The following is a 24,246-nucleotide window of genomic DNA, read 5'->3' on the forward strand; positions in this document are numbered from 1 at the left end:
CACTCCGAAGCACCCTCCGTCCCTCCTTCTGCGAGGTGCCCATGAGCACGACCCCTCCACCGCAAGCCCTGACCGACGGCACCCACCCGGCGACCGCTGAACAGACCTCCGATGACGGGGCGTTGGGCTGGCTGCGCGCCCTGGGCCCACGCGGCCGCCGCGCGTTCGCCGGTGCCTTCGGCGGCTATGCCCTGGACTCGTACGACTACTTCACGCTGCCGCTGAGCATGGTCGCGCTGTCCGCGTACTTCGGCCTGAACAGCGGCCAGACCGGGCTCTTCACGACGGTCACCCTGGTGGTCTCCGCGGTCGGCGGAGCCCTCGCGGGCGTGCTCGCCGACCGCGTCGGGCGGGTGAAGGCGCTGATGGTCACGGTGATCACCTACGCCGTCTTCACCGTGGCCTGCGGCTTCGCACCCAACTACGAGACGCTGCTGGTCTTCCGCGCCCTCCAGGGCCTCGGTTTCGGCGGCGAGTGGGCGGTCGGCGCGATCCTGGTCGCCGAGTACGCGAGCGCCAAGCACCGGGGCCGCACGCTCGGCGCGATCCAGAGCTCCTGGGCCGTGGGCTGGGGCATGGCCGTGATCGCCTACACCCTCATCTTCTCGGTGGCCGGCGACGATCTGGCCTGGCGCATCATGTTCTGGACCGGGGCGCTGCCCGCGCTGCTCGTCATCTGGGTCCGGCGCAGTGTGCACGACGCCCCCGAGGCGGCCGCCGCTCGTGAACAGAGCGCGGAGAAGGGCTCGTTCACGGCGATCTTCAAGCCCGGCATGCTGCGGACGACGGTCTTCGCGGTGCTGCTCTCGACCGGTGTCCAGGGCGGCTACTACACGCTGGCCACCTGGGTACCGACCTACCTCAAGTCCGAGCGGAACCTGTCGGTCGTCGGCACCGGCGGCTACTTGACGTTCCTGATATCGGGCGCCTTCATCGGCTACCTGACGGGTGGTTACCTCACCGACAAGCTGGGCCGGCGGCGCAACATCTGGCTCTTCGCCCTGCTCTCGGCGATCTGCATCCTGGCGTACGCGAACATCCCGAGCGGCGCCAACACCCTGATCCTGTTCCTCGGATTCCCGCTCGGGTTCTGCATGTCGGCGATCTTCAGCGGCTTCGGCTCGTACCTGAGCGAGCTGTACCCGACGGCGGTGCGCGGCACCGGGCAGGGCTTCACGTACAACACCGGGCGGGCGGTGGGTGCCGTCTTCCCGACGACGGTCGGTTTCCTGGCCGACAGCTGGGGCGTGGGCGGCGCGCTGGTCTTCGGGGCGATCGGTTACGGCATCGCGGCCCTGGCGCTGCTGGGGCTGCCGGAGACGCGCGGGAAGGAACTCGCATGAACCGCACGAGTACCGCGGCCGGGGACCGTCCTGTCGTCCTCGTCGACGAGCACGCGCGCGCGTGGAGCCCGAAAACGGCCCGCGCCCGCTTCCGGGAGGGTCTGACGGGCCCCACGGCCGGGGCCGCGGCGGGCCACACCCAGGCCAACCTGATCTCGGTGCCCGCCGACTGGGCCTACGACATGCTGCTGTTCTGCCAGCGCAACCCGAAGCCCTGCCCGGTCCTCGACGTCACGGACGCGGGGTCCTGGACCACCGTGCTCGCGGAGGGCGCGGACCTGCGTACCGACCTGCCGCGCTACCGGGTGTGGCGGGACGGCGAGCTGGTGGACGAGCCGACGGACGTGCGCGCGTACTGGCGGGACGACCTGGTGTCGTTCCTGATCGGGTGCAGCTTCACCTTCGAGTGGGCGCTGGGCGAGGCGGGCGTTCCGCTCCGCCACGTCGAACAGGGCCGCAACGTCCCGATGTACGTCACCGGCCGGCAGTGCCGGCCGGCGGGGCGGCTGCACGGACCGATGGTGGTGTCCATGCGACCGGTGCCGCCGAAGCACCTGGCGGCGGCGATCCGGGAGAGCAGTCTGCTGCCGGCGGTGCACGGCAGCCCCGTACACTGCGGCGATCCCTCGGGGCTCGGCATCGACGACCTCGGCCGCCCCGACTTCGGCGACCCGGTGGACACCGAACCGGACGACATCCCGGTGTTCTGGGCCTGCGGTGTGACCCCGCAGGCCGCCGTGATGGCGTCGCGTCCGCCGTTCGCCCTCACGCACGCCCCGGGGCAGATGTTCCTCACCGACGCCCGCGACGAGCAGTACCGCGTGGCCTGACAGGAGACACTGGATTCATGGCCTGCATCGACCTGAACGCCGACCTCGGCGAGGGCTTCGGCCGCTGGCGGCTCACCGATGACGAACGGCTGCTGTCGGTCGTCACCAGCGCCAACGTGGCCTGCGGCTTCCACGCGGGGGACGCGGCCACCATGCGCCGGGTGTGCGAGCTGGCGGCCGAGCGCGGCGTCCGGATCGGCGCCCAGGTGTCCTACCGGGACCTGGCCGGGTTCGGGCGGCGCGCGATGGACGTGCCGTCCGCCGAGCTGGCGGCCGAGGTGGCCTACCAGATCGGCGCCCTGGAGGTCTTCGCCCGTGCGGCGGGCGCCGGCGTGGCCTACGTGAAACCGCACGGCGCGCTCTACAACCGGGTCGTGCACGACGAGGAACAGGCCGCCGCGGTCGTTGACGGCGTGCTCCTCGCGGACGCCTCCCTGCCGGTGCTGGGCCTGCCCGGCTCACGCCTGCTGGAGCTCGCCGGGAAGGCCGGGCTGCCGGTCGTCACGGAGGCGTTCGCGGACCGGGCGTACACCGACGCGGGCACGCTCGTGCCGCGCTCCGTCGAGGGCGCCGTGATCACCGACCCCGACACCGTCGTGGAGCGGTCGCTGGGCCTGGCCCGCTCCGGCGGGGTCGTCTCCCACTCGGGGACACGGATCGAGGTACGCGCGCGTTCCCTGTGCCTGCACGGCGACACGCCCGGGGCGGTGGAGCTGGCACGCCGCGTCCGGGAGCGGCTGGAGGCGTCCGGGGTCCGGGTGGAGGCCTTCGCATGAGAGTCCTTCCGGTCGGCGACGACGCCCTGCTCGTCGAGGTCTCCTCGGGCGACGAGGCCCAGGCCCTCCACGCCGAGCTGCTGCGACGCCGCGCGGAGGGCTCACTGTCCGTCCGCGAGATCGTGCCAGCGGCCCGCACGGTCCTGCTCGACGGCCTCGACGTCCCTGCCCGGGTGGCCGCCGAACTCACGGCCGCCGAACTGCCGCCCGCTCCCCCACGCGCGCGTGAGGCGGTCGAGATCCCGGTGCGCTACGACGGCCCGGACCTGGCCGACGTCGCCGCGCACTGGGGCGTGCCGGAGCCGGAGGTCGCCCGCATTCACGCGCGGACGGAGTTCCGGGTCGCCTTCTGCGGCTTCGCTCCCGGCTTCGGCTACCTCACCGGCCTGCCGCCGCGCTACGACGTCCCGCGCCGGTCCACCCCCCGCACGGCCGTCCCCGCGGGGTCGGTGGCGCTGGCAGGCCCGTACACGGGCGTGTACCCGCGTTCGTCGCCGGGCGGCTGGCAGCTGATCGGCACGACGGACGCCGTTCTGTGGGACCACACGCGCGTGCCGGCCGCGCTGCTGTCCCCGGGCACGCGGGTGCGGTTCGTCCCCGTCGAGCCGGTGGGGCAGTCGTGACCGACCGCGCGCTCGCCATCGTCCGGGCCGGTGCCCTGACCACCGTGCAGGACATGGGACGCCCCGGGCACGCCCACCTCGGGGTGCCCCGCTCCGGGGCGCTGGACCGGCCCGCCGCGGACCTCGTCAACCGGCTGGCCGGCAATCCTCCCGCGGCGGCCGTGCTGGAGACGACCCTCAGCGGATGTGCCGTACGCCCCCGTTCGAGCGTCACCGCGGCCGTGGCGGGCGCGCCCTGCCGGGTCACGGTGGACGGACGGCCCGCCGCCTGGGGCGCGCCGGTGCACGTTCCCGCCGGGGCGCTGCTGGACATCGGACCCGCCGTGTCGGGCGTACGCAGCTACGTGGGCGTCTCCGGGGGCATCGCGGTCGAGCCGGTGCTCGGCAGCCGCTCGACGGACCTGCTGTCGGGGCTCGGCCCGCCCCCTCTCGCGGACGGCACGGTGCTGCCCCTGGGCCGGCCGACGGGCGTCCACGCGCGCGTGGACGTCGCCCCGCAGCCGGCGCCACCGGCCGAGCTGGTCCTGCGGGTGACACTCGGTCCGCGCGACGGCTGGTTCACGCCGGAGGCCGTACGCTCCTTCGTCTCGCGTCCCTACCAGGTGTCCCCCGCGAGCAACCGCATCGGGCTGCGCACGGAGGGACCCGCCCTGGAGCGGGCCCGGCCCGGGGAACTCCCCAGCGAGGGCATGGTGCTGGGCGCGGTCCAGGTCCCGCCCGATGGCAGGCCCGTGGTGTTCCTCGCCGACCACCCGACCACCGGGGGCTACCCGGTGATCGCGGTGGTCCGCGCCGCCGACCTGCCGGCGGTCGCCCAGGCGGTTCCGGGCACCCCGGTCCGCTTCGTGGCCGTACGGCGCCGCTGAACCGGCCGGACCACACCGGTCACCGCACCTCGACGCAGCCGCCGAGGGCGACGACCGCGCCCCGCCTGCGGGCCGCGCCGCCCTGTCAGGCCGCGTCCGGCTGCTCGGCCACCGACAGGGCGGCGAGCGCGGCGGACACGGCCGCGGAGGTCCGCAGATCGAGCCGGGCACTCGTGCCCCGGGCCCGGTGCCGGAGCTCGTCGGCGGCGAGGGTCAGGAGCTGGGGCAGCAGGTCGGTGCACCGGCGGGCCACCCAGCCGGTCCCTGCCGTGGCCAGCCACCGCAGGCTCGCCGACCTGGTCGGGGCGGGGAACTCCGGCTCGGGCGAGGGCGCGGGCCCCGTCGCGAGGCCGTGTTCCGCGAGCAGCGCGTGGAAGCGCAGGGCCAGCTGCCGGTGCCCGCGCTCTCCGGGGTGCAGCCGGTCCGCGCTCCACATGGCGCGGTCCGTGATCCAGTCGCCCTCGCACGCGTGCAGATGCAGAGCTCCGTACCGGTCGGACAGGGCATGGACGACCGTGTTCACGGCCCGCTGCCGCCGCGCCAGCGGGTGGGCCAGTGCCCCCGGCAGCCCGAGCATCGTGCCCGGGTCGGGCAGGCAGGCGGTGAGCAGGACGGCGCCCTGCTCGGTGAGGGCCGCGTAGACCTGGTCGAGCCGGGCCGCCACGGCCTGGATGTCGAAGGTGCAGCGCAGGGTGTCGTTGACGCCGACGACGACGGACACGAGGCCGGGCCGCAGCTCCAGCGCGGCAGGCAACTGCCGCTCCAGCACGTCCCGGGTCTGCGACCCGCTCACCGCGAGGTTGGTGAACCGGGCGGGTCCCTCACCGAGCCCGGCGGCCAGCAGTGCGGCCCAGCCGCGCCACGCCCCGTCGCCGACGGGATCACCCACCCCCTCGGTCAGCGAGTCACCGAGGGCCACGAAATCCGGGGCCCCGTCGAACCGGGAAGACCCCCCGAACCGCCCGGGTCTCATGCCACGCCTCCGGGCACGAACGGGCGTACGGGGACGGCCGCGTCGTGCGCGGCCAGGAACGCGTCGACCGCCGCGTCCCACCCGAAGCACTCCGCACGCCCGCGTGCCCCCTCGCGCCGGTCCGCCTCCAGGCGTTCCAGCAGCAGGTCCACGGCGTCCGCGAAGGCCTCCCCGTGGTCCGCCGCGACGGCCCCGGCGGCGCCGATCACCTCCGGCAGCGCGGACGACGCGCTCGCCACCACGGGCGTGCCGCACGCCATGGCCTCCAGCGCGGCGAGCCCGAACGTCTCGGCGGGCCCCGGCGCCAGGGCCACATCCGCAGACGCCTGGAGGGCGCCGAGCAGCCCGCGGTCGGAGACGTGCCCGAGGAAGGTGACCGGCAGGGCGCTCTCGCGCGCCCGCTGTTCGAGCCGGGCGCGCAGCGGCCCGTCCCCGGCCACCACCAGCACCGCCCGGCGTCCGCGCCGCCGCAGCGCCTCCAGCGCGTCCAGCGCCGTGCCGGGCCGCTTCTCCACTGACAGCCGCGAGCACATCACCAGCAGCGTCTCGTCCACGCGCGCGTGCCGCTCCCGCACCTCCGGGTCGTGCAGCGCGGGGTGCCGCTGCACCAGGTCGACACCCAGCGGGGCGCGGACGACGTTGCGTGCCCCGATCCGCACGAACTCCCGCTCGGCGAACTCGGTGGTGCACACCACGCGCGCGTACGTGTGGGCCGTACGGACGTTGAGGGCGTCGGCGGCACGCCTCGCGGCCCCCTCGGGCAGGCCCCAGGTGCGCAGCACACCGTCGGCGGTCTCGTGGGAGACCATCACGGCCGGGATCCGGGCGCGCCGCGCCCACTTGCCGGTCCACCTGAGGGTCGTACGGTCGGACACCTCCAGCCGGTCCGGCGCGAGCTCCTCCAGGAGCCGGGCCACCCGCCGCTTGTCGGCGAGCACGCGGTAGCCCCCGGTGCCGGGCAGCAGCGGCCCTGGGAGGGTGATCACACGCCCCTGTTCGGTCTCCCGGTCGCTCATCCGCTCGCCGGGGATCACGAGGACGGGCTCGTGACCGGCCGCCTTGAAGCCCTTGCCGAGTTCCCGCAGGGCGGTGCGCAGACCGCCGGACGCGGGCGCGACGAAGTTGGCGAGCCGCACGATGCGCAGCGACTGGCGGCTGCTGTCGCCCGAACGCGAGTCGCTCATGCCGCCACCGCCGTCCTGCGCGCGGCGAGCACGTTCGCGTAGTGCCCGATCAACTGGTCCCCGACGGCCGCCCAGGTGCGGCCCTCGACGGTGGCCCGCCCGGCCGCGCCGAAGGCGGCCCGCAGCGCGGGGTCGGCCGCCAGGGCACGCACCGCGTCCCGGACGGCGGCCGTGTCGCGCGGCGGCACCAGCAGGCCGGTGCGCCCGTGGGCGACCAGGTCCAGCGGCCCGCCCGCGGCGGGCGCCACGACGGGCAGGCCGCTGGCCATGGCCTCCTGCACCGTCTGGCAGAAGGTCTCGAAGGGACCCGTGTGGGCGAAAACGTCGAACGAGGCGAAGACCCGGGCGAGGTCGTCGCCGGTACGGCGGCCGAGGAAGACCGCGCCGGGCAGCGCCTGCTCCAGGCCGGGCCGGCTCGGACCGTCGCCGACGACCACGACCCGGACGCCCTCCAGGCCGCAGACACCGGCGAGGAGTTCGATCTGCTTCTCGGGGGCGAGCCGGCCGACGTAGCCGACGATCAGCTCACCGTTCGGGGCGAGTTCGCGACGCAGGGCCTCGTCGCGGCGGTCGGGCCGGAAACGCTCGGTGTCGACGCCGCGCGGCCACAGCCCGACCCGGGGCACACCGTGCGTCTCCAGGTCGCGCAGGGCCGCGCTGGACGGGGCGAGAGTGAGGTCGGCGGCTCCGTGCACGGAGCGGATCCGCCGCCAGGCGGCGGCCTCTCCGGCGCCCATGTAGGTGCGGGCGTATCCGGCCAGGTCGGTCTGGTAGACGGCGACGGCGGGGGTGCCGAGACGGGCGGCGGCGGCCATGCCGCGCACGCCGAGGACGAAGGGGCTGGCGAGGTGGACGACATCGGCACGGTGCTCGATGAGGGTGGCGGCCAGGCGGCGGCTGGGGAGGGCGACGCGGACCTGGGGGTAGCCGGGGAGCGGGAGGGAGGGGACGTGGACGACGGTGCACGGCACGTCGGCGTCTGGCTTGTTCCCGGGTGCGGGGGCCGGGGCGACGACGACGGGGGCGTGACCGCGATCGACGAGGTGCCGGGCGGTCTGGAGCGCGCAGTGGGCCACGCCGTTCACATCGGGGGGAAAGGATTCGGTCACGATGACGACACGCATACCCGTGTTGTCGCCGTGCCGGACGTGGCCGCGTCAACGTGGATCTTTCCGGCCGAGGAACGTCCCATGAGCGTTCTGAGGTGCACCCGCGCAGGTCAGGCCGCGTCCATACGCCCCTGACCCGCGAGTCACCCCTCGTTCACCCGGGCGGCCTGATTCCGCCCCGGCGTCCTTGCGCAAGGGGAGTCACACGCTCGTACGGAGCGGGGTCACACAGCGGTCTCCTCGGGACCGATCCGGCTGCGTACGGCCGTCTGGACCTCGGCCTCCTCGGCCGGGTCGGCGGCGAGCCGGCGCAGTCGCTCGACGACACGGGTGTCTCCGGTCTCGGCGTGCCGGGCCGCGATCTCGCGGGTGGTCTCCTCGCAGTCCCACAGGCACTCGACGGCGAAGCCGGTGGCGAAGGACGGGTCGGTGGCGGCGAGGGCACGGGCGGCCCGGCCGCGCAGATGGGAGGAGGCGGTCTCGCGGTAGATGTGGCGGAGCACGGGCGCGGCGCAGGCGATGCCGAGCCGTCCGGTGCCGTCGACCAGGGTCCACAAGGTCGGTGCGTCGGGGCCTTCACCGCGTACGGCTTCGCGGAGGGCCGCGAGGACCAGGTCGCGGTCCTGCGCCCCGCCCCGGCAGGCGAGGACGCGTCCGGCGGCGGCGCCCAGCGCGTCCGGCCGCCGGGCCCAGCCGCGCGCCCGGTCGATGGCGGCGAGCGAGCGCATGCGTTCGAAGGCGTCGACGGCGGCGTCCACGACGACCGTCGATCCGGTGGCCACGGCGCCCTCGATCAGGACGAGGGCGTCGGGATCGTTGCCGTCGGCGAGGTAGCGCAGGGCGGTGCACCGGGCACCGTCGCCGCCGTCCTTCGCCGCCTGGACGATCTCGGCCCGGTCCTCGGGGCCCGCCACGGCGGTGAGACACCGGGCGGCCGGGACATGGAGGGCGGCGCCTCGTTCGAGGCCTTGCTGGGCCCATTCGAAGACGGCCTGCACACTCCACCCGGGGCGGGGCCCGGTCGGCCGCATCTGTCGCTGCCAGCGGTCGAAACAGCCCGTCTCGTGGGCGGCACGCACGCGTGTGGCGATGGATTCGCGCGGATCTTCGGCCCACAGCCGCCACGGCCGGGGTTCGAAGGCGTCCCGGACGGTCGCGGCCAGTTCGGCGTCGCCCTCCGGATCGGCCGGGAAGCGCGCGAGGACGGGTGCGGCGAGGGCGCGCAGGCCCGCGTCGTCGTCCCTGAGGGCCAGTTCGTCGAGGGCCCAGGCCCAGTTGGAGCCGTGGGCGGCATATCTGCGCAGCAGTTCGAGCGCGTCCCGCCTGCCGTAGGAGGCGAGGTGCCCGAGGACGGCGAGGGCGAGCCCGGTGCGCGACTCGTCGGTGTCGAGGACGTCCTCGGCGCCGAAGAGGTGGGCCTCGATCTCGTCCAGCTCGCCGTTCAGGTCGAGGTAGAGGCGGGCGTAGTAGAGGGAGCGGTTCTCCACCTGCCAGTCGTGGCGGGGATCGCGCAGCACGCAGTGGTTCAACGCCGCGAGCGCCTCGGGGCGCGGGGCGGTGAGCGCGTGCAGCGTGCCGTCGCCGCGGCCCCGCTGGAGCAGGCCGAGCAGCGTACCGCTGGGCGCTATGACCGGTTCGAACATGGGAAACAGCCTCACATCAAGCGTCGACGCAACCGGGGACGTGTACTACCTGGCCGCGCGACAACACGTCGGAGTGCCCGCCGTTTCCTGCTTGCTGTAGACCATCTTCCTCTGCCTCTCGTCGGTGGCCCTTGCGGACCGCGTCACGGCCCGCGCGGTGCGGCAACACCTGCCCGTCCATCACGTCCGTGAACCACGTCGTCATGATGACCCGGCACTTCCGTCTGCCGCGACCGAAATTTCGGCGGCCCCGTCCCGCCTCCCCCGTTTTCGTTGTCGTTCCAGGTCAGACTGGTCGGCTCAGCGCTCGCCGAACAGTTCGAGCAATTCCGTCCGACCGAACATCCGGGCGGTGTCGACCGCCGAGGGGGTGCCGGCGGACGGATCGGCCCCGTTCTCCAGGAGGGCCTTGATGACGTCGGTCTCCCCCTTGAAGGCCGCTCCCGCGAGCGGGGTCTGACCCCGGTCGTTCACCCGGTCGGCCTCGGCTCCGCGGGCGAGCAGCGCTCGCACCGCCTCCGAGTGGCCGTGGTAGGCGGCGAGCATCACCAGCGAATCGCCGCGGTCGTTGGTGAGGTTGGCCGGAACGCCCGCGTCGACGTACGCCACGAGCGCCTCGGTCCGGCCCCGCCGGGCCAGATCGAAGATCTTGGTCGCCAGCTCCACGACCTCGGGGTCGGGGGCTTCGGTCATCGTCCGGACCGCCTCTCACGTCACACATCACGTCGGGTGCGTACGCCTGCGAGCGGTGCAGCCGTACGAGTGAATCGCCAGGGTACTGGCTCACGCGGCACATGACCCGATGCGCCCGAGGTAAAGATCACCACAGACCTCGCCGAGCGCAAGAGCCCAGCGCGACCGTGCAAGGGACCACTCCGCCAGCCGGGGGAAATGGTCCGAATTTCACCCAGTTGCACCTTTTATCGTATGGATACATCCTGTGAGCCTGGAAGTACTCATGGTGACTGTCCCCGCGAACCAGGAGAACTCAAATGATCCTCTCGATCTCAGGCGTGGTCCTGCTCGGCATCGTCGTCTTCATCTTCCTCCGCAAGGACGGCCTGAAAGCGTCGCACGCGGTGGTCGCGATGCTGTTCGGCTTCTATCTGGCGAGCACGGCCATCGCCCCGAGCATCAAGGCGGGCGGCGAGAGCCTGGCGAGCCTCCTCGGCGGAATCAAGTTCTGACACTCCCACTCCCCGTACGCATCCCGCCCGTACGCACTCCCTGGAGGCAGCAGTGGCCCGGCGCCCCCTCCCCCGCATTCTGAGCAACGGCAGCGCGCAGCTCGCCCGGAGCCGGGAGCTGGCCCGGACGGCGGCCGACAGCGCCACCGACGTCCTCCACCCGCTGATCACGATCACGCGCGGCCTGCGCCGACTGGCAGCGGCCGGGCGGCGCAGAGTGGCCGAGACCCCCAAGGAGAAACGGGGGGCGCTGCTGTTCCTGGTGTCCTCCGTCCTCCTGGTCGTGGCGCTGCTGCCGTACGGACCGCTGCTCGCCGCCGTCACACTGATGGCGGCCGCGGCCTGGAAAGGCCGGGACCGCCCCTCGTCGGCACCCGACGGCCCCGACGAGTCACAGACGGAACGCCTCAAGGCGCTCTACGAGGCCCTCGTCCCGTACTTCTCCACCGCCGAGGACCCCGAGCCGCTCTACGCCCACGGCGGTGCGTGGGACAAGGCCTTCCCCACCTACGCCTTCGACGGCGGCAGCCGGATCTCGCACCTGGTGGTCCGCTACCCGGCGTACTTCACCGACGGCGAGGCCGAGGCCCGCGCGCGGATCGAGCACCTACTCGCGGCCAAGTCGGGCCGCGGCCGCGAGTACCACTTCACGTGGGACGAGGAGGACAACCAGTTGACGGTCAGCGTGCTCCAGCCGCTGCCCGTCGACATCGCCGCCCAGCGTTTCGTCACCACTCCCGGCGAGACGGTCCTCGGCTTCACCGACCCCACGCAGGTCCGGCGCACGCTCCCCCTCACCTACGGCGACCAGCGGCGGGACGTGCCCCCGGTCGTGTGGCGCACGGGCCTGCGCTCGACCGAGCCCCATCTGCTCGCCCTCGGCCAGCCGGGCAGCGGCACCTCGACCCTGCTGCGCTCCATCGCCGTCCAGGCCCTCCAGCACGGCGACGTGGTGATCGTCGACGGCGGCGGCACCGGCGAGTACGCCTGCCTGACCGGCCGGGACGGCGTCCTGGCCGTCGAGTGCGGGCTCACCGGGGCGCTGGCCAGCCTGGAGTGGGCCGCGACCGAGACCGAGCGCCGCCTCATCGCCGCCAACCGCGCCCATCAGGCGGGCCACCCGCCGCCCGACGACACCAAGCGTCCCCTGTGGATCCTGCTGGACCGCCCGACGGCCTTCACCCACCTGGCCGCAGCGGACGACCGCAAGGACCCGCAGTCCCTCCTCCAGGTGCCCCTGCGGCACGGCCGCCCGGCGAACGTGACGGTGGTGGTGGCCGACCAGCTCGACAGCGCCGACGCCCTCACCGACGCCGTACGGCAGCACACCCGCGCGCGCGTGGTCCTCGGCCCGGCGACGGCCGCCCAGGTCGAGTCCGTCCTGGGCGCACCCCCGCACACCACCCCGGTCGACCAGGTCCCACCCGGCCGCGGCTACGCCCGCCTGGGCACGGGCCCGGTCCACCGCCTCCAGGTCCCGGCCACACCCAACCCCTACGACGACGCCACGTCCGACGCCCACCGCCAGGCGGTCCTGGACCTCCTCCCGCCCCGCACGACACCGGCGGACGGGGAGACGGTGCCCGATCCGGACCCGAGGCAGGGGGAACCGGAGCCGGTCGAACCCGGGACGGAGCCGGCGCCGGAGCCCCAGCCCGAGCCGGTGAAGCCGGAGCCGGTACCGGTCCTGACGGAACCGGAACCGGAACCGGAGCCGGTACCCGTGCTGACGGAACCGACGGAACGAAAGCCGGTGCCCGTCCTGACGAAGTCCACCAAGACGTCCTAGCCGCGGCCGGTCAGGCCGACCGCGGCAGCCGCGGACTACGCCACGAACGTACGCGGCGACTCGCCCGCTCCCACGCCGCCGTCCTCCACGATCCGCGCCGCGGCGGCCAGCCGCGCAGCCGCCTCCTCAGCCACCGCACCCCCCACGGTGAACGGCAACCGCACATACCCCTCGAACGCCCCGTCCACCCCGAACCGCGGCCCGGACGGCACTCGCACGCCCACCCGCTCCCCGGCCTCCGCGAGCCGCGACCCGGACAGACCGCCCGTGCGCACCCACAGCGTCAGACCGCCCCGGGGCACCTCGAATTCCCAGTCGGGCAACTCCCGCCGCACGGCCGCCACGATCTCGTCCCGGTTCTGCCGCGCCTGCTCACGCCGCACCTCCACGGCCTGTTCCCAGCCGTCCGTGCCGAACAGCCAGTTGACGGCCAGTTGCTCCAGCACCGGCGTACCGAGATCCGCGTACGCCCGCGCCGCGACCAGGCTGCGGATCACGTCCGGCGCGGCCCGCACCCAGCCGATGCGCATCCCGGCCCAGAAGGCCTTGCTCGCCGATCCCACGGTGATCACCGTCGACCCCGCCGGGTCGAAGGCACACACCGGCCGCGGCATCCGCACGTCCGGGTCGAGCCACAGCTCGGTCATCGTCTCGTCGGCTATCAGCACGGTCCCCGCGGACCTGGCCGAGTCGACCAGCCGCCGCCGCTGGTCCTCGTCGGCGAGCGCACCGGTCGGGTTGTGGAAGTCGGCGACGACGTACGCGATCCGGGGCGCGGCGTCCCGCAGGACCTGCCGCCAGCGGTCCATGTCCCACCCGGCGAGCCCATCGGCCATCGCGACGGGCACGAGCCGGGCCCCCGCCTCCCGCATCAGCTGGAGGATGTTGGCGTACGAGGGCGACTCGACGGCGATGCGCTCGCCCCGCCCGGCGAACAGGTGGCAGATCGCGTCGATCGCGCCCATCGCCCCCGTCGTCACCATGATCTGCTCGGGCATGGTCGGGATCCCGCGCGCGGTGTAGCGCTCGGCGATCATCGACCGCAGCGCGGGCAGCCCGGCGGGGTAGTCACCGTGCGTGTGCGCGTACGGCGGCAGTTCCTCCAGTGCGCCCTGCACGGCCCGGGTGAGCCACGGCTCGGGGGCCGGAAGCGCCGCACAGCCCAGGTCGATCATCGAGCCGAGCGCCTCGGGCGGCAGTGGTTCCAGGCCGCGCGCGGGCAGCGGGTTCCCGGCCGGTACGGCGGTCCAGCTGCCCGCCCCGCGCCGGGACTCCAGGAAGCCCTCGCTGCGCAGCGCCTCGTAGGCGGCGGCGACCGTCGTACGGCTGACGGACAGGGAGAGGGCGAGTTCCCGCTCGGCGGGCAGCCGGGCGGCCACCGGGACCCGCCCTTCAAGCACCAGCAGACGGATGCCGTCGGCGAGCGCGCGGTAGGCGGGAGGCCGGCGCGTGCCGGGCCCCGCCGGGCGGTCCTGCTGGGAGTTGAGCAGCCGTGCGAGCTGCGTCGCACCCACGGCCGAGGTCCACTGCGCCATGAGAATCAGTCCACCTTCCCCGGATTGGCCATGGATGGCCTTTCCGTCCAAGCCACAGGGTGTCATGCAGCAGTCCACTACCACCACAGGGGGACACATCATGGCCACGCACGGGCGTCTGGTCCGACGACTGACACAGCTCTACGCCGGTCTCGCTCTGTACGGGGCGAGTTCGGCACTGCTCGTCAGGTCGGGGCTCGGGCTGGAGCCGTGGAACGTGCTGCACCAGGGCCTCGCCGAGCGGACCGGTCTGTCGATCGGCGTCGTGCTGACCGTCTTGGGCGCCGCGGTGCTGCTCGCGTGGATCCCGCTGCGCCAGCGGCCGGGCCTGGGCACGATCTCCAACGTGCTGGTCATCGGCATGGCGATGGACGCGACACTGGCCCTGGTGCCCGACGCTCGCGGCTGGACGCTCCGCGTCGGCATGATGGTGGCGGGGATCGTCCTGAACGGCGCGGCGACCGGCCTGTACATCGCGGCGCGTTTCGGCCCGGGCCCGCGCGACGGCCTGATGACGGGACTGCACCAGCGCACGGGCGTCTCGATCCGCCTGGTGCGCACGGTCATCGAGTTCACGGTCGTGGCGACCGGCTTCGCCCTGGGCGGCACCGTCGGCATCGGCACCCTCCTGTACGCGGTGGCGATCGGCCCGCTCGCCCAGCTCTTCCTGCGCGTGTTCGCCGTCCCTTCGGCAACCGGCGGCAGCACGGTCGTTGCCACAGGTCAACCCCGAGGAGCGATACTGCGTCCGTGACCCCGCGGATACGCCATCCCTACCTCGACCATCCCGGCCCGATCGCCTTCGCGCACCGGGGCGGGGCCGCGGACGGCCTGGAGAACACGGCGCGGCAGTTCCGGTGCGCCGTCGAGGCGGGTTACCGGTACATCGAGACCGACGTCCACGCCACCCGGGACGGCAAACTCGTGGCCTTCCACGACGCGACCCTGGACCGGGTGACGGACGGCGCGGGCCGGATCGCCGACCTTCCGTGGCAGGAGGTGCGCCACGCGCGCGTGGCGGGCGAGGAACCGGTGCCGCTCTTCGAGGAACTCCTGGCGACGTTCCCCGACGTCCGCTGGAACGTCGACGTCAAGGCGGAGGCCGCCCTGCTGCCCTTCCTGGACCTGGTCGGCCGGACGAACGCCTGGGACCGGATCTGCCTCGGCTCGTTCTCCGAGGCCCGCGTGGTGCGCGCCCAGCGGCTGGCCGGCCCGCGCCTGGCCACCTCGTACGGCACCCGGGGCGTGCTCAATCTGCGGCTGCGCTCCTGGGGGCTGCCGGCGGCGGTGCGCCGCTCGGCGGTCGCCGCCCAGGTCCCCGAGATCCAGTCGGGCATCCAGGTCGTGGACCACAGCTTCCTCCGCGCCGCCCACGCGCGCGGCCTCCAGGTTCACGTGTGGACCGTCAACGACCCCGAGAGCATGCACCGGCTTCTGGACCTCGGCGTGGATGGCATCATGACCGATCACATCGACACGTTGCGCAAGGTCATGGAGGACCGCGGCGTCTGGATCTGAGACCCCGGCCCGGCGCCCCTGCGCGTTCACGGGGAAGCGAGGGCACGGGTGGGTACCGACACCGTGCGGACACCGCCGGCCGACGGGGCAGCGGATCTCAAGAGCGAGCAGCGTGGCTGGTACTTCTACGACTGGGCGTGCTCCGTCTACTCGACGAGCGTGCTCACCGTGTTCCTCGGCCCGTATCTGACGTCGGTCGCCGAGTCCGCGGCCGACGCCGACGGGTACGTCCACCCCCTCGGGATCCCGGTGCGCGCCGGGTCCTTCTTCGCGTACTCGGTGTCCCTGTCGGTGATCGTGGCCGTACTGGTGATGCCGCTGGTGGGCGCCGCCGCCGACCGCACCGGCCGCAAGAAGCCCCTGCTCGCGGCCGCCGCGTATCTGGGGGCCACGGCCACCGCGGCCATGTTCTTCCTGGACGGCGACCGCTACCTGCTCGGCGGGGCACTCCTGATCGTCGCCAACGCCGCGCAGTCCGTGGCGATGATGCTCTACAACTCCTACCTGCCGCAGATCGCCCCGCCCGAGCAACGGGACGCGGTCTCCTCCCGCGGCTGGGCCTTCGGCTACGCGGCGGGCTCGCTGGTCCTCGTCGCCAACCTGATCCTTTACACGGGGCACGACAGCTTCGGCGTCTCCGAGAGCACCGCGGTCCGCATCTGCCTGGCGTCGGCCGGCCTGTGGTGGGGTGCGTTCGCCCTCATCCCGCTCCGGAGGCTGCGCGATCGCAGGTCCGCCACGCGGGAAGCGGCCCTGCCCGGCTTCCGGCAGCTCGCGGCGACCGTCCGCGACATGCGCCGCCACCCGCTGACCCTGGCCTTCCTGCTCGCGTACCTCGTCTACAACGACGGCATCCAGACGGTGATCTCCCAGGCCTCGGTCTACGGCTCCGAGGAACTCGGCCTCGGGCAGTCCACCCTGATCGGCGCCATCCTGCTCGTGCAGGTGCTGGCGGTGGCGGGCGCCCTGACGATGGGCCGGCTGGCCCGGACCTACGGGGCCAAACGCACGATCCTCGGCTCACTGATCGCGTGGACGCTGACACTGGCGGCCGGGTACTTCCTGCCGGCCGGGGCGCCGGTGTGGTTCTTCGTCCTGGCCGCGGGCATCGGTCTGGTCCTCGGCGGCAGCCAGGCGCTGTCCCGGTCCCTGTTCTCCCATCTCGTCCCGCCCGGCAAGGAGGCCGAATACTTCTCCGCGTACGAGATGAGCGACCGCGGAATGAGCTGGCTCGGGCCACTGCTGTTCGGGCTCATCTACCAGCTGACCGGGAGCTATCGGGCCGCGATCATCTCGCTGGTGGGCTTCTTCGTCATCGGGTTCGCGCTGCTCGCGCGGGTTCCGGTGCGGCGTGCGATCGAAGAAGCGGGGAACCCGGTTCCTGACAGGATTTAGCACTCGACGCGAAAGGGCTGTAGTGTACGCGTTTGGCCTGCCAGGCGTACCGTTACTGCGCGTCAAAGATGCCGAAACGCTGGGTCACATCTGCTAGCAGATGTGACAAACCGGGCGCTGGTGGGTACAACAAGGGCGGCTACGACGGCGACGCATGACCCGGAACGGGACTCGGAACGGGAATCTTTACCGCCGACCGGACGTTGACCGGATGACGACGACAGCGACACCTGTCCTGTGGGCGACAAGCCCGGGAGGCACGATTCATGAGTGAGCGAGCTCTTCGCGGCACGCGCCTCGTGGTGACCAGCTACGAGACGGACCGCGGCATCGACCTGGCCCCGCGCCAGGCCGTGGAGTACGCATGCGAGAAGGGGCACCGGTTTGAGATGCCCTTCTCGGTCGAGGCGGAGATCCCGCCGGAGTGGGAGTGCAAGGTCTGCGGGGCCCAGGCACTCCTCGTGGACGGTGACGGCCCTGAAGAGAAGAAGGCCAAGCCCGCGCGTACGCATTGGGACATGCTGATGGAGCGGCGCACCCGTGAGGAGCTCGAAGAGGTCCTCGAGGAGCGCCTGGCGGTTCTGCGCTCCGGTGCGATGAACATCGCGATTCATCCCCGAGACAGCCGCAAGTCGGCATAAGTCCCTCCGGGGTCTGGCCGAAGTTACAGCGCGTCAAGGACCGCGGACGCCGTACGTGAAGTACGGCGCCCGCGGTTTTTGTCGTGCTCGCGCTCTTGCGGCTCCTGCCGCATGCGCCCGGACGCCGGGACGCTCAGTGCGTCAGCGGCGGGCGCGGCTCCTGCGGTGCGCCGCCCGGCTCGTCCCTGACGACTTCGCCCTGGACGACCTTGCCGTCGGGGTGGTGCATACGGGCCTGCTGGAAGGCGCCGCCCAGGGTGCCCGGGTCGGCCTCGCGGAGCTTGCGCTCGAAGGTGCGTTCGGCGGAGCGGCTCACGGCCTTCTGGACCGGGGGCAGCAGCAGGAGCAGGCCCACCGCGTCCGACATCAGGCCGGGGATCATCAGCAGCAGTCCGCCCAGCATCATCAGGCCGTTGCCCTCGCTGTTCGGCCGGGCCGCCGCGGGCATCACGCCGCTCTGCTGCTGTTGCAGCGCCTCCGAGAGCTTGCGGAAGGCCCGCCGGCCGGCCCGCTTGATGACGACCGAGCCGAGGATGAAGCCCGCCACCAGGACGAGGAGGACCACCAGCCCGCTCGACGCCCCCGCGACCAGTGTCAGCAGCCAGATCTCCAGCACGAGCCACGCGGCGATACCCAACGGCAGGAACGTGCGCAGCCGGGAGCGCCGGGGCCGGGCGGGATACCTGGGAGTCTGAGCGCCAGTCGTCATGCTCCCAGTGTGCCTGGCCCCGGCTCAGCACGGGATAAGGCCACGATCAGCTGTTCCTGTGAGCGGCCGTTCCGAAAGAGGCTCGGCCGACGGCTACGGCTTCGAGGGCTTGCCGCCGCGGCCCGTGACCTTGCCGACCCGCTCCCCCACGCCCCACGCCGTGACCCGCCACAGCGCCTCGACGAGGATGTCGCGGCTCATCTTGGAGTCGCCGTGCTCGCGCTCGACGAAGGTGATGGGCACCTCCACGACGTGGTAGCCGGCCCTGACCGCGCGGCGGGCGAGGTCGACCTGGAAGCAGTAACCCTGGGAGGCGACCTCGTCGAGGCCGAGGCCCTCCAGCGTCTCGCGGCGGAAGGCGCGGTAGCCGCCCGTGATGTCACGCAGCGGCAGATCGAGCGCCAGCCGGGAGTAGAGGCTGCCTCCGCGGGAGATCACCTCGCGGGACTTCGGCCAGTTCACCACCCGGCCGCCGGGCACCCAGCGCGAGCCGAGCACCAGGTCGGCGCCCTTCAGAGCGGTGAGCAGACGGGGCAGTTCCTCGGGCTGGTGGGAGCCGTCGGCGTCCATCTCGACCAGCACGCCGTAGCCGCGCTCCAGGCCCCAGCGGAAGCCCGCGAGGTAGGCGGCGCCCAGGCCCTCCTTGCCCTTGCGGTGCAGCACGTGGACGTGGTCGTCGTCGACGGTCAGCTCGTCGGCCAGCTTGCCCGTGCCGTCGGGGCTGTTGTCGTCGGCCACGAGTACGTGCGCCTCGGGGACGGCCTCGCGCACCCGGCCGACGATGCTCTTGATGTTCTCCGCCTCGTTGTAGGTCGGGATGATCACCAAGGCCATGCCGAGCGGGCCGAACTTCCTCCCCTGGGCTCCTGCCGCGAGGGTTCCGTCGCCGTCGTTCACTGATGCCCCTTCATGTCCGTACGCAGGGATCCACCATAGTGGGCCCGGCCTGCGATGACGTGACAGGACGTTCGAATGGTGGTGTCGAATCCGCAAGACGCGGGTAAGAATGCGCCTCCGGGTGCGAGCGTACGGCGGATGGGGGCCCGGTGCCCTTCGGGCCGACCTGGGATCCGCTGGCTGCGGATCGACCGAAAGCCGTTGTCTACTGAGCTCCCGGGCCCCACCCGGGTCACACCTCCCCGACCGGCCGGAACGCTGCCTCGGCGCCGTGCCGGCCTGAGCCTGGCTCCCAGTGGCGGTGCCCCGGTGCGGCACACCGTCCCTGACCCGGCGGCGCTGCGGCGAGTGCGCGGACGTTCCCCGGTCGGGCGTCCGGTGGTGGACTCGGCCGAACCTACCGGCCTCCTGCGGCCGCCTGTCAACAGCCGTTTGACCTGCGCATATCCCGGCAACGCCCTGGTCAGCGCGGAGGATGCGCAGGTCGCACGACGGGGGCGCGGCGCACGATCGTCCGCGCGCCACCCCCGTAGATCACTCGCCCGGCCGTACGAAGACCGTGCGTCCGCCCACCACGGTGCGCAGACAGACGGGCAGGTCATGGCCAGGGGTCAGATCAGGCAGGCCCGGGGTGCCGGAGCGGGGGTCCGTCGACCAGCGGGCGACCCGGTCGTCCGGGGCCTGGACCACGAGTTCGCCGGTGCGCCACACCGCGTAGTCGGCGGGCGCTCCCGGCGCCAGGACGCCCGCGTCGTCGCGTCCGACGGCCCGCCAGCCGCCGCGCGTGTGCGCCGTGAACGCGGCGCGCACCGAGACGCGGTGCTCCGGCGTGCGGTGGAATGCGGCGGCTCGCACCGTGCCCCAGGGGTCGAGGGGGGTGACGGGGCTGTCGGAGCCGAAGGCGAGCGGCACACCGGCGCGCAGCAGCGCCGCGTAGGGGTTCAGCGCACGCGCCCGCTCGATCCCCAGCCGCTGCGCGTACATGCCGTCCTCGCCACCCCACAGGGCGTCGAAGGCGGGCTGGACGGAGGCGGTGAGACCGAGTTCGGCGAAGGCCGCGACGGCCTCGGGCGTGAGCATCTCGGCGTGCTCGACCCGGTGGCGGGCGGCCCGGACACGGGCGAGACCGACCTTCTCGGCGGCGGCCCGCACACCGTCGACCACGGAGTCCACCGCCGCGTCGCCGATGGCGTGGAAGCCGGCCTGGAGCCCTGCATCGGTACAGGCCACGACGTGGGCGGCGACGGCGGCGGTGTCCAGGTAGGCCCGGCCGGTGTGGCCGGCGTCGGCGTACGGCTGGTGCAGGCGGGCCGTGTGCGAGCCGAGGGAGCCGTCGACGAACAGGTCGCCCGCGGCGCCGGCCGCGCCCAGCTCCCGGGCCTTGGTGACGTCCTCCTCGGCCCAGTAGCCGACGACGCGCGGGCCGGGCTCCTCGGCGGCGAGGCGCAGCAGGCCGGTGAAGTCGTCCTCGGAGGAGATCTCCGGGCCGCCGCACTCGTGGATCGTGCCGATGCCGAGCGAGACGGCGTGCGCGAGGGCGGCGCGCTGGGCGTCGGCGCGCTGCCGGGGCGTCACGGCCGCGAACGCCGCGGCGCGGACGACGTGGTGGGCGTCGGCGGTGAGCGGTCCGTCCTCGCGGGGGGCGTCGGGGACCAGGTCGAGCAGGGCCGTCGTGACGACCGCCGAGTGGACGTCGATCCGGCTGAGGTAGAGGGGCCGGTGGCCGGTGGCCTCGTCGAGTTCGGCTCGCGTCGGGGGGCGGCCGCCGGGCCAGCGGGCGGTGTCCCAGCCGTGCCCGAGCAGCACACGGTCGTCCGGCCGGGCGGCGGCGAAGTCCCGTACGAGGGTGAGGGCGGCCTCCAGGGAGGGCGCGCCGGACAGGTCCAGGCCGGTGAGGGCGAGCCCGGTGGCGGTGGTGTGCACGTGCGCGTCCGTGAACGCGGGGGTGACCAGCGCTCCGTCGAGATCGACCACCTCGTCGACCCCGTCCGCGAAGGCGTCGGCGGCACCCTCGGAACCGACCCAGGCGACCTGCCCTCGCTCGACGACCATGGCGGTGGCGAACGGATCAGCAGGGCTGTGGACCTCTCCCCGACGGAGAAGAACGGTCTGGGGCGGCGTACTGGACTCACTCATGGAGCACAGTTTCACAGGCCTCGCTTCCACGCCCCGCGAAGGGGTGGACCACAGGTCAGATCCTGGGCGGCCGCGCCTCGTACGGCGTGGACAGCACCACCGTCGTCCGCGTGGAGACACCCGCCAGCGACCGCACCCGCGCGAGCAGTTCCTCCAGCTCGTGCGGCGTCGCGACCCGCACCTTGAGGATGTAGTTCTCGTCGCCCGCGACACTGTGGCACGCCTCGATCTCGGGCACGTCCGCGAGGCGGTCCGCGATGTCGTCGGGCGCGCTGGGGTCGAAGGGCTTGACCGAGATGAACGCGGTCATGGGCAGACCGACGGCCTCCGGGTCGACGACCGCGGCATAGCCGCGGATGACGCCACGCTGTTCCAGCCGGCGCACCCGCTGGTGCACGGCCGACGTGGACAGGCCCGTGGCCTTGCCCAGGTCGGTGTAGCTCATCCGCCCGTCCTTGACGAGCAGCTGCACGATCTGTCGGTCCAGCTCCTCCATGGCGCAAGAACCTACAGTGCGGTTGATCTCCTCCGATACCTGAGCGGCCCGGGCCACCACCGGTTCGTGATCTGGCCGGCGGCGACTGTCAGCCGTCCGGGGGACAAACCCACCGCAGTGGGCACCTGCGCGCGGCATGTGACGAACGCCACAGGGCTCGAACAGTCTCCGTAATGTTCTCGTGATTACCGCCCAGGGGGGACGGGAAGTGCTTGCTGTGGTCGAGGCCGCAGTGCCTGATACGGCCCAGCCCGAGGGGGAGAACCCAATGCAGAGTCTTAAGCGCCCAGGTCGCACCGCACCCAAGCGGCAGCAGCTCGTCGTCGAGCCCGAGCCGGAGGGCGTCGAACCCGACTCCTTCGACGACGAACTCGACGCCTACGACACCTTCGAGATGTTCCGGGTCGTCTGCCCGGACTGCGCACAGCCAATCGCCCTTCTGGCGGACGAGGAGGTTCTGCCGGAGCACGCGCTGTGCGCCTCGCCGTGGAACCCGTTCGGACTCACGGTCTGTGCCGGAACCGGCCGCAGGGCCACGGACGCCCGCCCCGCGGACGAGTCCGTCGAACCCCAGGAGCAGGACACCGCCCTGCTGTTGACGCTCCCTCAGGGACTCGACTGGCGGACGCAGCCCTTCTCGCACGTCGGCGGCCCGGGCTCACGTCCCATCAGGGTCCCCGTCATGCGCCGCGAAGCGGCCTGAGCGCGGGCCTTCTCCGCCCGCTCGCTCCATCCCAGTGACTGCCCCGCACCACGGCTCGCGGTCCGCCGTGGTGCGGGATCAGTGCGTCCGGGTCCAGGTCGCCGCCGGACGCGGCCCCCTCGCCGGCCCACAAGGCCGTCGGCGCGCCGGGCACCACAACACCCCTGAACGCACGCCCGATTCCGCCTGCGGGTGACCTGTCCGGCCTCTTCCGCGTTGCCCTGGTATGACCCCCATCTCCTCAGCGACCGGGCGTCAACGCCTCCTGTTCGTCCCGCCGCCCGCGGAATCGGTTCGGCCGACCGCGCCGCGCTACCAGGACCCGCCGATCTACCGCGACCTCATGCGGGCCTGGGCCGAGCGCGGCCGCACTCTTCCGGGCCGGCACGACCCGGAGTGGATGCGGCTCGCGGCGCCCTGGCGGGGCCTCGACCAGTTCAGCGTCCCTCTGGACCCACGAGATGGCGGGCGATGACCATCCGCTGGATCTGGTTGGTGCCCTCGACGATCTGGAGCACCTTCGCCTCGCGCATGTAGCGCTCCGCCGGGAAGTCCGCGGTGTAGCCGTAGCCGCCGAGGATCTGCACGGCGTCGGTGGTGACCCGCATCGCCGTGTCGGTGCAGTGCAGCTTGGCCATGGCCGCCTGCATGGCGAACGGCCGGCCCGCGTCCCGCAGTCGCGCCGCCGCCAGGTAGAGCGCCCGGCCCGCCTCGATCTGCGTCGCCATGTCGGCGAGCATGAAGCGCAGCCCCTGGAAGTCGGCGATCGGTTTGCCGAACTGGCGCCTCTCGGTGGCGTACGCCAGCGCCTCGCCGAGGGCCGCCTGCGCCACGCCGATCGCGCACGCGGCGATGCCGAGCCGCCCCGAGTCGAGCGCGGACAGGGCGATCGCGAGGCCCTGCCCCTCCTCGCCGACACGCCGGTCGTCACCGACGCGTACGCCGTCGAAGTGGACCTGGGCGGTGGGCGAGCCCTTCATGCCCATCTTCTTCTCGGGGGGCGCGGCGCTGAGTCCCGGCGCGTCGCCGGGCACCAGGAACGCGGTGATCCCGCGCGGGCCCTCCTCGCCGGTGCGCGCCATGACCGTGTAGAAGTCGGCGATCCCGCCGTGCGTGATCCAGGCCTTGGTGCCGGTGATCACCCAGGCGTCGCCGTCGCGCACCGCCTTGGTGCGCAGGGCGGCCGCGTCCGAGCCGGAGTGCGGCTCGGAGAGGCAGTAGGCACCGAGCATGCCGCCGCCGAGCATCGCGGGCAGGTGCTCGACCTGCTGCTCCTTGGTGCCGTAGGCGGCGAGCGCGTAGGAGGCCAGGGAGTGCACGCTGACGCCGAGGCCGACGGTGAGGCGGGCCGCGGCGAGCTCTTCGAGGACCTGGAGGTAGACCTCGTAGGGCTGGTCGCCGCCGCCGTACTCGGAGTCGTACGGCAGGCCGAGCAGGCCGGAGCGCGAGAGGAGGGTGAACAGCTCGCGCGGGAAGCGGCCGGCGTCCTCCTCCTCGGCCGCCTTCGGGACGATCTCCTGCTGCGCGATGTCGCGGACGAGCGAGATCAGGTCCCGGGCCTCCTCCGTGGGCAGTTGCCGGTCCACCGGCTGCGGGGCGCGGTCGGGCATGGCGACGCTCTCCTCCCTGTCGGGCACTGGCGGACGGGCCCGTGGGTGGGGGCGGCGCCGCCTGGTCGTTCTGGTGCCTGGCCGATGCTTGCAGTCCCGGGTCTCGGAAGCTGCTGACCAGCGGCTCTGCGCTGTGAGTATGCCCGATCGGAGGCATCCCGTCACCAGTTAACGACCGCTTACTTCAAGAAATACCCGAGGGTGCCCCGACGGGCGAAATTGGTCCGAACCATTGACCGGACTGGTCTAGTCCTCCTACTGTTTCGCACCACCGATTCACCGC

At 73.0% G+C, this 24,246-nt stretch carries 24 protein-coding genes; 13 read left to right on the top strand and 11 right to left on the bottom strand.

Features of this window, described 5'->3' with window-relative positions; translation table 11 throughout:
- Nucleotides 1-41 precede the first annotated feature (41 nt).
- Genes QC385_RS40305 through QC385_RS40325 form a run of 5 tightly spaced genes read left to right on the top strand, consistent with a single transcriptional unit; the run spans nucleotide 42 to nucleotide 4,438 of the window.
- Nucleotides 42-1,343, top strand: a complete 1,302-nt coding sequence (locus QC385_RS40305) for an MFS transporter (RefSeq protein WP_279546382.1) — start codon at nucleotides 42-44, stop codon at nucleotides 1,341-1,343.
- Nucleotides 1,340-2,173: a putative hydro-lyase gene (locus tag QC385_RS40310; RefSeq protein WP_279546383.1), complete on the top strand. Its 834-nt coding sequence runs from the start codon at nucleotides 1,340-1,342 to the stop codon at nucleotides 2,171-2,173. Before QC385_RS40305 ends, QC385_RS40310 begins: the two co-directional genes overlap by 4 nt.
- A gap of 17 nt (nucleotides 2,174-2,190) precedes the next feature.
- Nucleotides 2,191-2,949 (top strand): LamB/YcsF family protein, encoded by a 759-nt coding sequence (locus tag QC385_RS40315; RefSeq protein WP_279546384.1) that lies wholly within the window; start codon nucleotides 2,191-2,193, stop codon nucleotides 2,947-2,949.
- Nucleotides 2,946-3,572, top strand: coding sequence for a 5-oxoprolinase subunit B family protein (locus QC385_RS40320; RefSeq protein WP_279546385.1), 627 nt, complete (start codon nucleotides 2,946-2,948; stop codon nucleotides 3,570-3,572). Before QC385_RS40315 ends, QC385_RS40320 begins: the two co-directional genes overlap by 4 nt.
- Nucleotides 3,569-4,438 (top strand): biotin-dependent carboxyltransferase family protein, encoded by an 870-nt coding sequence (locus QC385_RS40325; protein WP_279546386.1) that lies wholly within the window; start codon nucleotides 3,569-3,571, stop codon nucleotides 4,436-4,438. The genes QC385_RS40320 and QC385_RS40325 overlap by 4 nt, the downstream gene beginning before the upstream one ends.
- A gap of 85 nt (nucleotides 4,439-4,523) precedes the next feature.
- Here the strand turns inward: QC385_RS40325 and QC385_RS40330 are convergent, their stop codons facing one another.
- The 5 genes from QC385_RS40330 to QC385_RS40350 all read right to left on the bottom strand — a co-directional run bounded on the left by QC385_RS40330 (nucleotide 4,524) and on the right by QC385_RS40350 (nucleotide 10,040).
- The gene (locus QC385_RS40330) at nucleotides 4,524-5,411 is read right to left on the bottom strand and encodes an SGNH/GDSL hydrolase family protein (protein WP_279546387.1); all 888 of its coding nucleotides are present in this window, start codon (nucleotides 5,409-5,411) and stop codon (nucleotides 4,524-4,526) included.
- The gene (locus tag QC385_RS40335; protein WP_279546388.1) at nucleotides 5,408-6,595 is read right to left on the bottom strand and encodes a glycosyltransferase; all 1,188 of its coding nucleotides are present in this window, start codon (nucleotides 6,593-6,595) and stop codon (nucleotides 5,408-5,410) included. The genes QC385_RS40330 and QC385_RS40335 overlap by 4 nt, the downstream gene beginning before the upstream one ends.
- Complete coding sequence (locus QC385_RS40340; protein WP_279546389.1) at nucleotides 6,592-7,719, bottom strand: glycosyltransferase family 4 protein; 1,128 nt, start codon at nucleotides 7,717-7,719, stop codon at nucleotides 6,592-6,594. Before QC385_RS40340 ends, QC385_RS40335 begins: the two co-directional genes overlap by 4 nt.
- A 209-nt stretch (nucleotides 7,720-7,928) precedes the next feature.
- Nucleotides 7,929-9,347, bottom strand: a complete 1,419-nt coding sequence (locus QC385_RS40345) for a HEAT repeat domain-containing protein (protein ID WP_279546390.1) — start codon at nucleotides 9,345-9,347, stop codon at nucleotides 7,929-7,931.
- A gap of 300 nt (nucleotides 9,348-9,647) precedes the next feature.
- On the bottom strand, nucleotides 9,648-10,040 hold the full coding sequence (locus QC385_RS40350; protein WP_279546391.1) for an ankyrin repeat domain-containing protein: 393 nt from the start codon (nucleotides 10,038-10,040) through the stop codon (nucleotides 9,648-9,650).
- Nucleotides 10,041-10,339: 299 nt separating this feature from the next.
- Between QC385_RS40350 and QC385_RS40355 the strand changes: the two genes are divergently transcribed.
- Together QC385_RS40355 and QC385_RS40360 are read left to right on the top strand one after the other, a co-directional pair.
- A complete protein-coding gene (locus tag QC385_RS40355; RefSeq protein ID WP_059416083.1) occupies nucleotides 10,340-10,534 on the top strand; it encodes a hypothetical protein in 195 nt (64 codons plus the stop codon).
- 52 nt (nucleotides 10,535-10,586) lie between these two features.
- Nucleotides 10,587-12,323, top strand: a complete 1,737-nt coding sequence (locus QC385_RS40360; protein ID WP_279546392.1) for a hypothetical protein — start codon at nucleotides 10,587-10,589, stop codon at nucleotides 12,321-12,323.
- Between the two features lie 35 nt (nucleotides 12,324-12,358).
- On the opposite strand, the gene QC385_RS40365 is transcribed toward QC385_RS40360, so the two are convergent.
- The gene (locus QC385_RS40365; RefSeq protein WP_279546393.1) at nucleotides 12,359-13,858 is read right to left on the bottom strand and encodes an SCO1417 family MocR-like transcription factor; all 1,500 of its coding nucleotides are present in this window, start codon (nucleotides 13,856-13,858) and stop codon (nucleotides 12,359-12,361) included.
- Nucleotides 13,859-13,958: 100 nt separating this feature from the next.
- Between QC385_RS40365 and yczE the strand changes: the two genes are divergently transcribed.
- The 4 genes from yczE (at nucleotide 13,959) to QC385_RS40385 (ending at nucleotide 17,412) form a co-directional block, all read left to right on the top strand.
- Nucleotides 13,959-14,612, top strand: coding sequence for a membrane protein YczE (gene yczE, locus QC385_RS40370; RefSeq protein WP_279546394.1), 654 nt, complete (start codon nucleotides 13,959-13,961; stop codon nucleotides 14,610-14,612).
- Nucleotides 14,609-15,376: a glycerophosphodiester phosphodiesterase gene (locus QC385_RS40375; RefSeq protein WP_279546395.1), complete on the top strand. Its 768-nt coding sequence runs from the start codon at nucleotides 14,609-14,611 to the stop codon at nucleotides 15,374-15,376. Before yczE ends, QC385_RS40375 begins: the two co-directional genes overlap by 4 nt.
- 48 nt (nucleotides 15,377-15,424) lie before the next feature.
- Complete coding sequence (locus QC385_RS40380; RefSeq protein ID WP_279546396.1) at nucleotides 15,425-16,771, top strand: MFS transporter; 1,347 nt, start codon at nucleotides 15,425-15,427, stop codon at nucleotides 16,769-16,771.
- Between the two features lie 266 nt (nucleotides 16,772-17,037).
- Nucleotides 17,038-17,412 (top strand): RNA polymerase-binding protein RbpA, encoded by a 375-nt coding sequence (locus QC385_RS40385; protein ID WP_010046329.1) that lies wholly within the window; start codon nucleotides 17,038-17,040, stop codon nucleotides 17,410-17,412.
- A gap of 133 nt (nucleotides 17,413-17,545) precedes the next feature.
- Here QC385_RS40385 and fxsA read toward each other — a convergent pair whose 3' ends face one another.
- From fxsA to QC385_RS40405, 4 genes are all read right to left on the bottom strand, one after another.
- Nucleotides 17,546-18,121, bottom strand: coding sequence for an FxsA family membrane protein (gene fxsA, locus QC385_RS40390; RefSeq protein ID WP_279546397.1), 576 nt, complete (start codon nucleotides 18,119-18,121; stop codon nucleotides 17,546-17,548).
- A gap of 93 nt (nucleotides 18,122-18,214) precedes the next feature.
- Entirely contained in the window at nucleotides 18,215-19,018 is an 804-nt protein-coding gene (locus tag QC385_RS40395; RefSeq protein ID WP_279546398.1) for a polyprenol monophosphomannose synthase, read from the bottom strand.
- 534 nt (nucleotides 19,019-19,552) lie between these two features.
- Nucleotides 19,553-21,154 carry an amidohydrolase gene (locus QC385_RS40400; protein ID WP_279546399.1) on the bottom strand — a complete coding sequence of 534 codons (1,602 nt, stop codon included), beginning with the start codon at nucleotides 21,152-21,154 and terminating at the stop codon, nucleotides 19,553-19,555.
- Between the two features lie 55 nt (nucleotides 21,155-21,209).
- Complete coding sequence (locus QC385_RS40405) at nucleotides 21,210-21,650, bottom strand: Lrp/AsnC family transcriptional regulator (protein ID WP_010046337.1); 441 nt, start codon at nucleotides 21,648-21,650, stop codon at nucleotides 21,210-21,212.
- 268 nt (nucleotides 21,651-21,918) lie between these two features.
- Here QC385_RS40405 and QC385_RS40410 point away from each other — a divergent pair, with 268 nt between their 5' ends.
- Both QC385_RS40410 and QC385_RS44420 read left to right on the top strand, forming a co-directional pair.
- A complete protein-coding gene (locus QC385_RS40410; protein ID WP_279546401.1) occupies nucleotides 21,919-22,353 on the top strand; it encodes a hypothetical protein in 435 nt (144 codons plus the stop codon).
- Nucleotides 22,354-22,579: 226 nt separating this feature from the next.
- Nucleotides 22,580-22,828 carry a hypothetical protein gene (locus QC385_RS44420; RefSeq protein ID WP_086601218.1) on the top strand — a complete coding sequence of 83 codons (249 nt, stop codon included), beginning with the start codon at nucleotides 22,580-22,582 and terminating at the stop codon, nucleotides 22,826-22,828.
- Here QC385_RS44420 and QC385_RS40415 read toward each other — a convergent pair.
- A complete protein-coding gene (locus QC385_RS40415; RefSeq protein WP_279546402.1) occupies nucleotides 22,791-23,963 on the bottom strand; it encodes an acyl-CoA dehydrogenase family protein in 1,173 nt (390 codons plus the stop codon). The genes QC385_RS44420 and QC385_RS40415 overlap by 38 nt on opposite strands.
- Nucleotides 23,964-24,246 lie beyond the last annotated feature (283 nt).

It is taken from the genome of Streptomyces sp. DH10 (assembly GCF_029813805.1).
In the GTDB taxonomy this organism is placed as follows: domain Bacteria; phylum Actinomycetota; class Actinomycetes; order Streptomycetales; family Streptomycetaceae; genus Streptomyces; species Streptomyces coeruleofuscus.

Bases quoted from the DNA above. Each gene is read 5' to 3' on its own strand.
- QC385_RS40305 (WP_279546382.1), top strand. From the start codon at position 42: ATGAGCACGACCCCTCCACCGCAAGCCCTGACCGACGGCACCCACCCG.
- QC385_RS40310 (WP_279546383.1), top strand. From the start codon at position 1,340: ATGAACCGCACGAGTACCGCGGCCGGGGACCGTCCTGTCGTCCTCGTC.
- QC385_RS40315 (WP_279546384.1), top strand. From the start codon at position 2,191: ATGGCCTGCATCGACCTGAACGCCGACCTCGGCGAGGGCTTCGGCCGC.
- QC385_RS40320 (WP_279546385.1), top strand. From the start codon at position 2,946: ATGAGAGTCCTTCCGGTCGGCGACGACGCCCTGCTCGTCGAGGTCTCC.
- QC385_RS40330 (WP_279546387.1), bottom strand. From the start codon at position 5,411: ATGAGACCCGGGCGGTTCGGGGGGTCTTCCCGGTTCGACGGGGCCCCG.
- QC385_RS40335 (WP_279546388.1), bottom strand. From the start codon at position 6,595: ATGAGCGACTCGCGTTCGGGCGACAGCAGCCGCCAGTCGCTGCGCATC.
- QC385_RS40340 (WP_279546389.1), bottom strand. From the start codon at position 7,719: ATGCGTGTCGTCATCGTGACCGAATCCTTTCCCCCCGATGTGAACGGC.
- QC385_RS40345 (WP_279546390.1), bottom strand. From the start codon at position 9,347: ATGTTCGAACCGGTCATAGCGCCCAGCGGTACGCTGCTCGGCCTGCTC.
- QC385_RS40350 (WP_279546391.1), bottom strand. From the start codon at position 10,040: ATGACCGAAGCCCCCGACCCCGAGGTCGTGGAGCTGGCGACCAAGATC.
- QC385_RS40355 (WP_059416083.1), top strand. From the start codon at position 10,340: ATGATCCTCTCGATCTCAGGCGTGGTCCTGCTCGGCATCGTCGTCTTC.
- QC385_RS40365 (WP_279546393.1), bottom strand. From the start codon at position 13,858: ATGGCGCAGTGGACCTCGGCCGTGGGTGCGACGCAGCTCGCACGGCTG.
- yczE (WP_279546394.1), top strand. From the start codon at position 13,959: ATGGCCACGCACGGGCGTCTGGTCCGACGACTGACACAGCTCTACGCC.
- QC385_RS40385 (WP_010046329.1), top strand. From the start codon at position 17,038: ATGAGTGAGCGAGCTCTTCGCGGCACGCGCCTCGTGGTGACCAGCTAC.
- fxsA (WP_279546397.1), bottom strand. From the start codon at position 18,121: ATGACGACTGGCGCTCAGACTCCCAGGTATCCCGCCCGGCCCCGGCGC.
- QC385_RS40400 (WP_279546399.1), bottom strand. From the start codon at position 21,154: ATGAGTGAGTCCAGTACGCCGCCCCAGACCGTTCTTCTCCGTCGGGGA.
- QC385_RS40405 (WP_010046337.1), bottom strand. From the start codon at position 21,650: ATGGAGGAGCTGGACCGACAGATCGTGCAGCTGCTCGTCAAGGACGGG.
- QC385_RS40410 (WP_279546401.1), top strand. From the start codon at position 21,919: ATGCAGAGTCTTAAGCGCCCAGGTCGCACCGCACCCAAGCGGCAGCAG.
- QC385_RS44420 (WP_086601218.1), top strand. From the start codon at position 22,580: ATGACCCCCATCTCCTCAGCGACCGGGCGTCAACGCCTCCTGTTCGTC.
- QC385_RS40415 (WP_279546402.1), bottom strand. From the start codon at position 23,963: ATGCCCGACCGCGCCCCGCAGCCGGTGGACCGGCAACTGCCCACGGAG.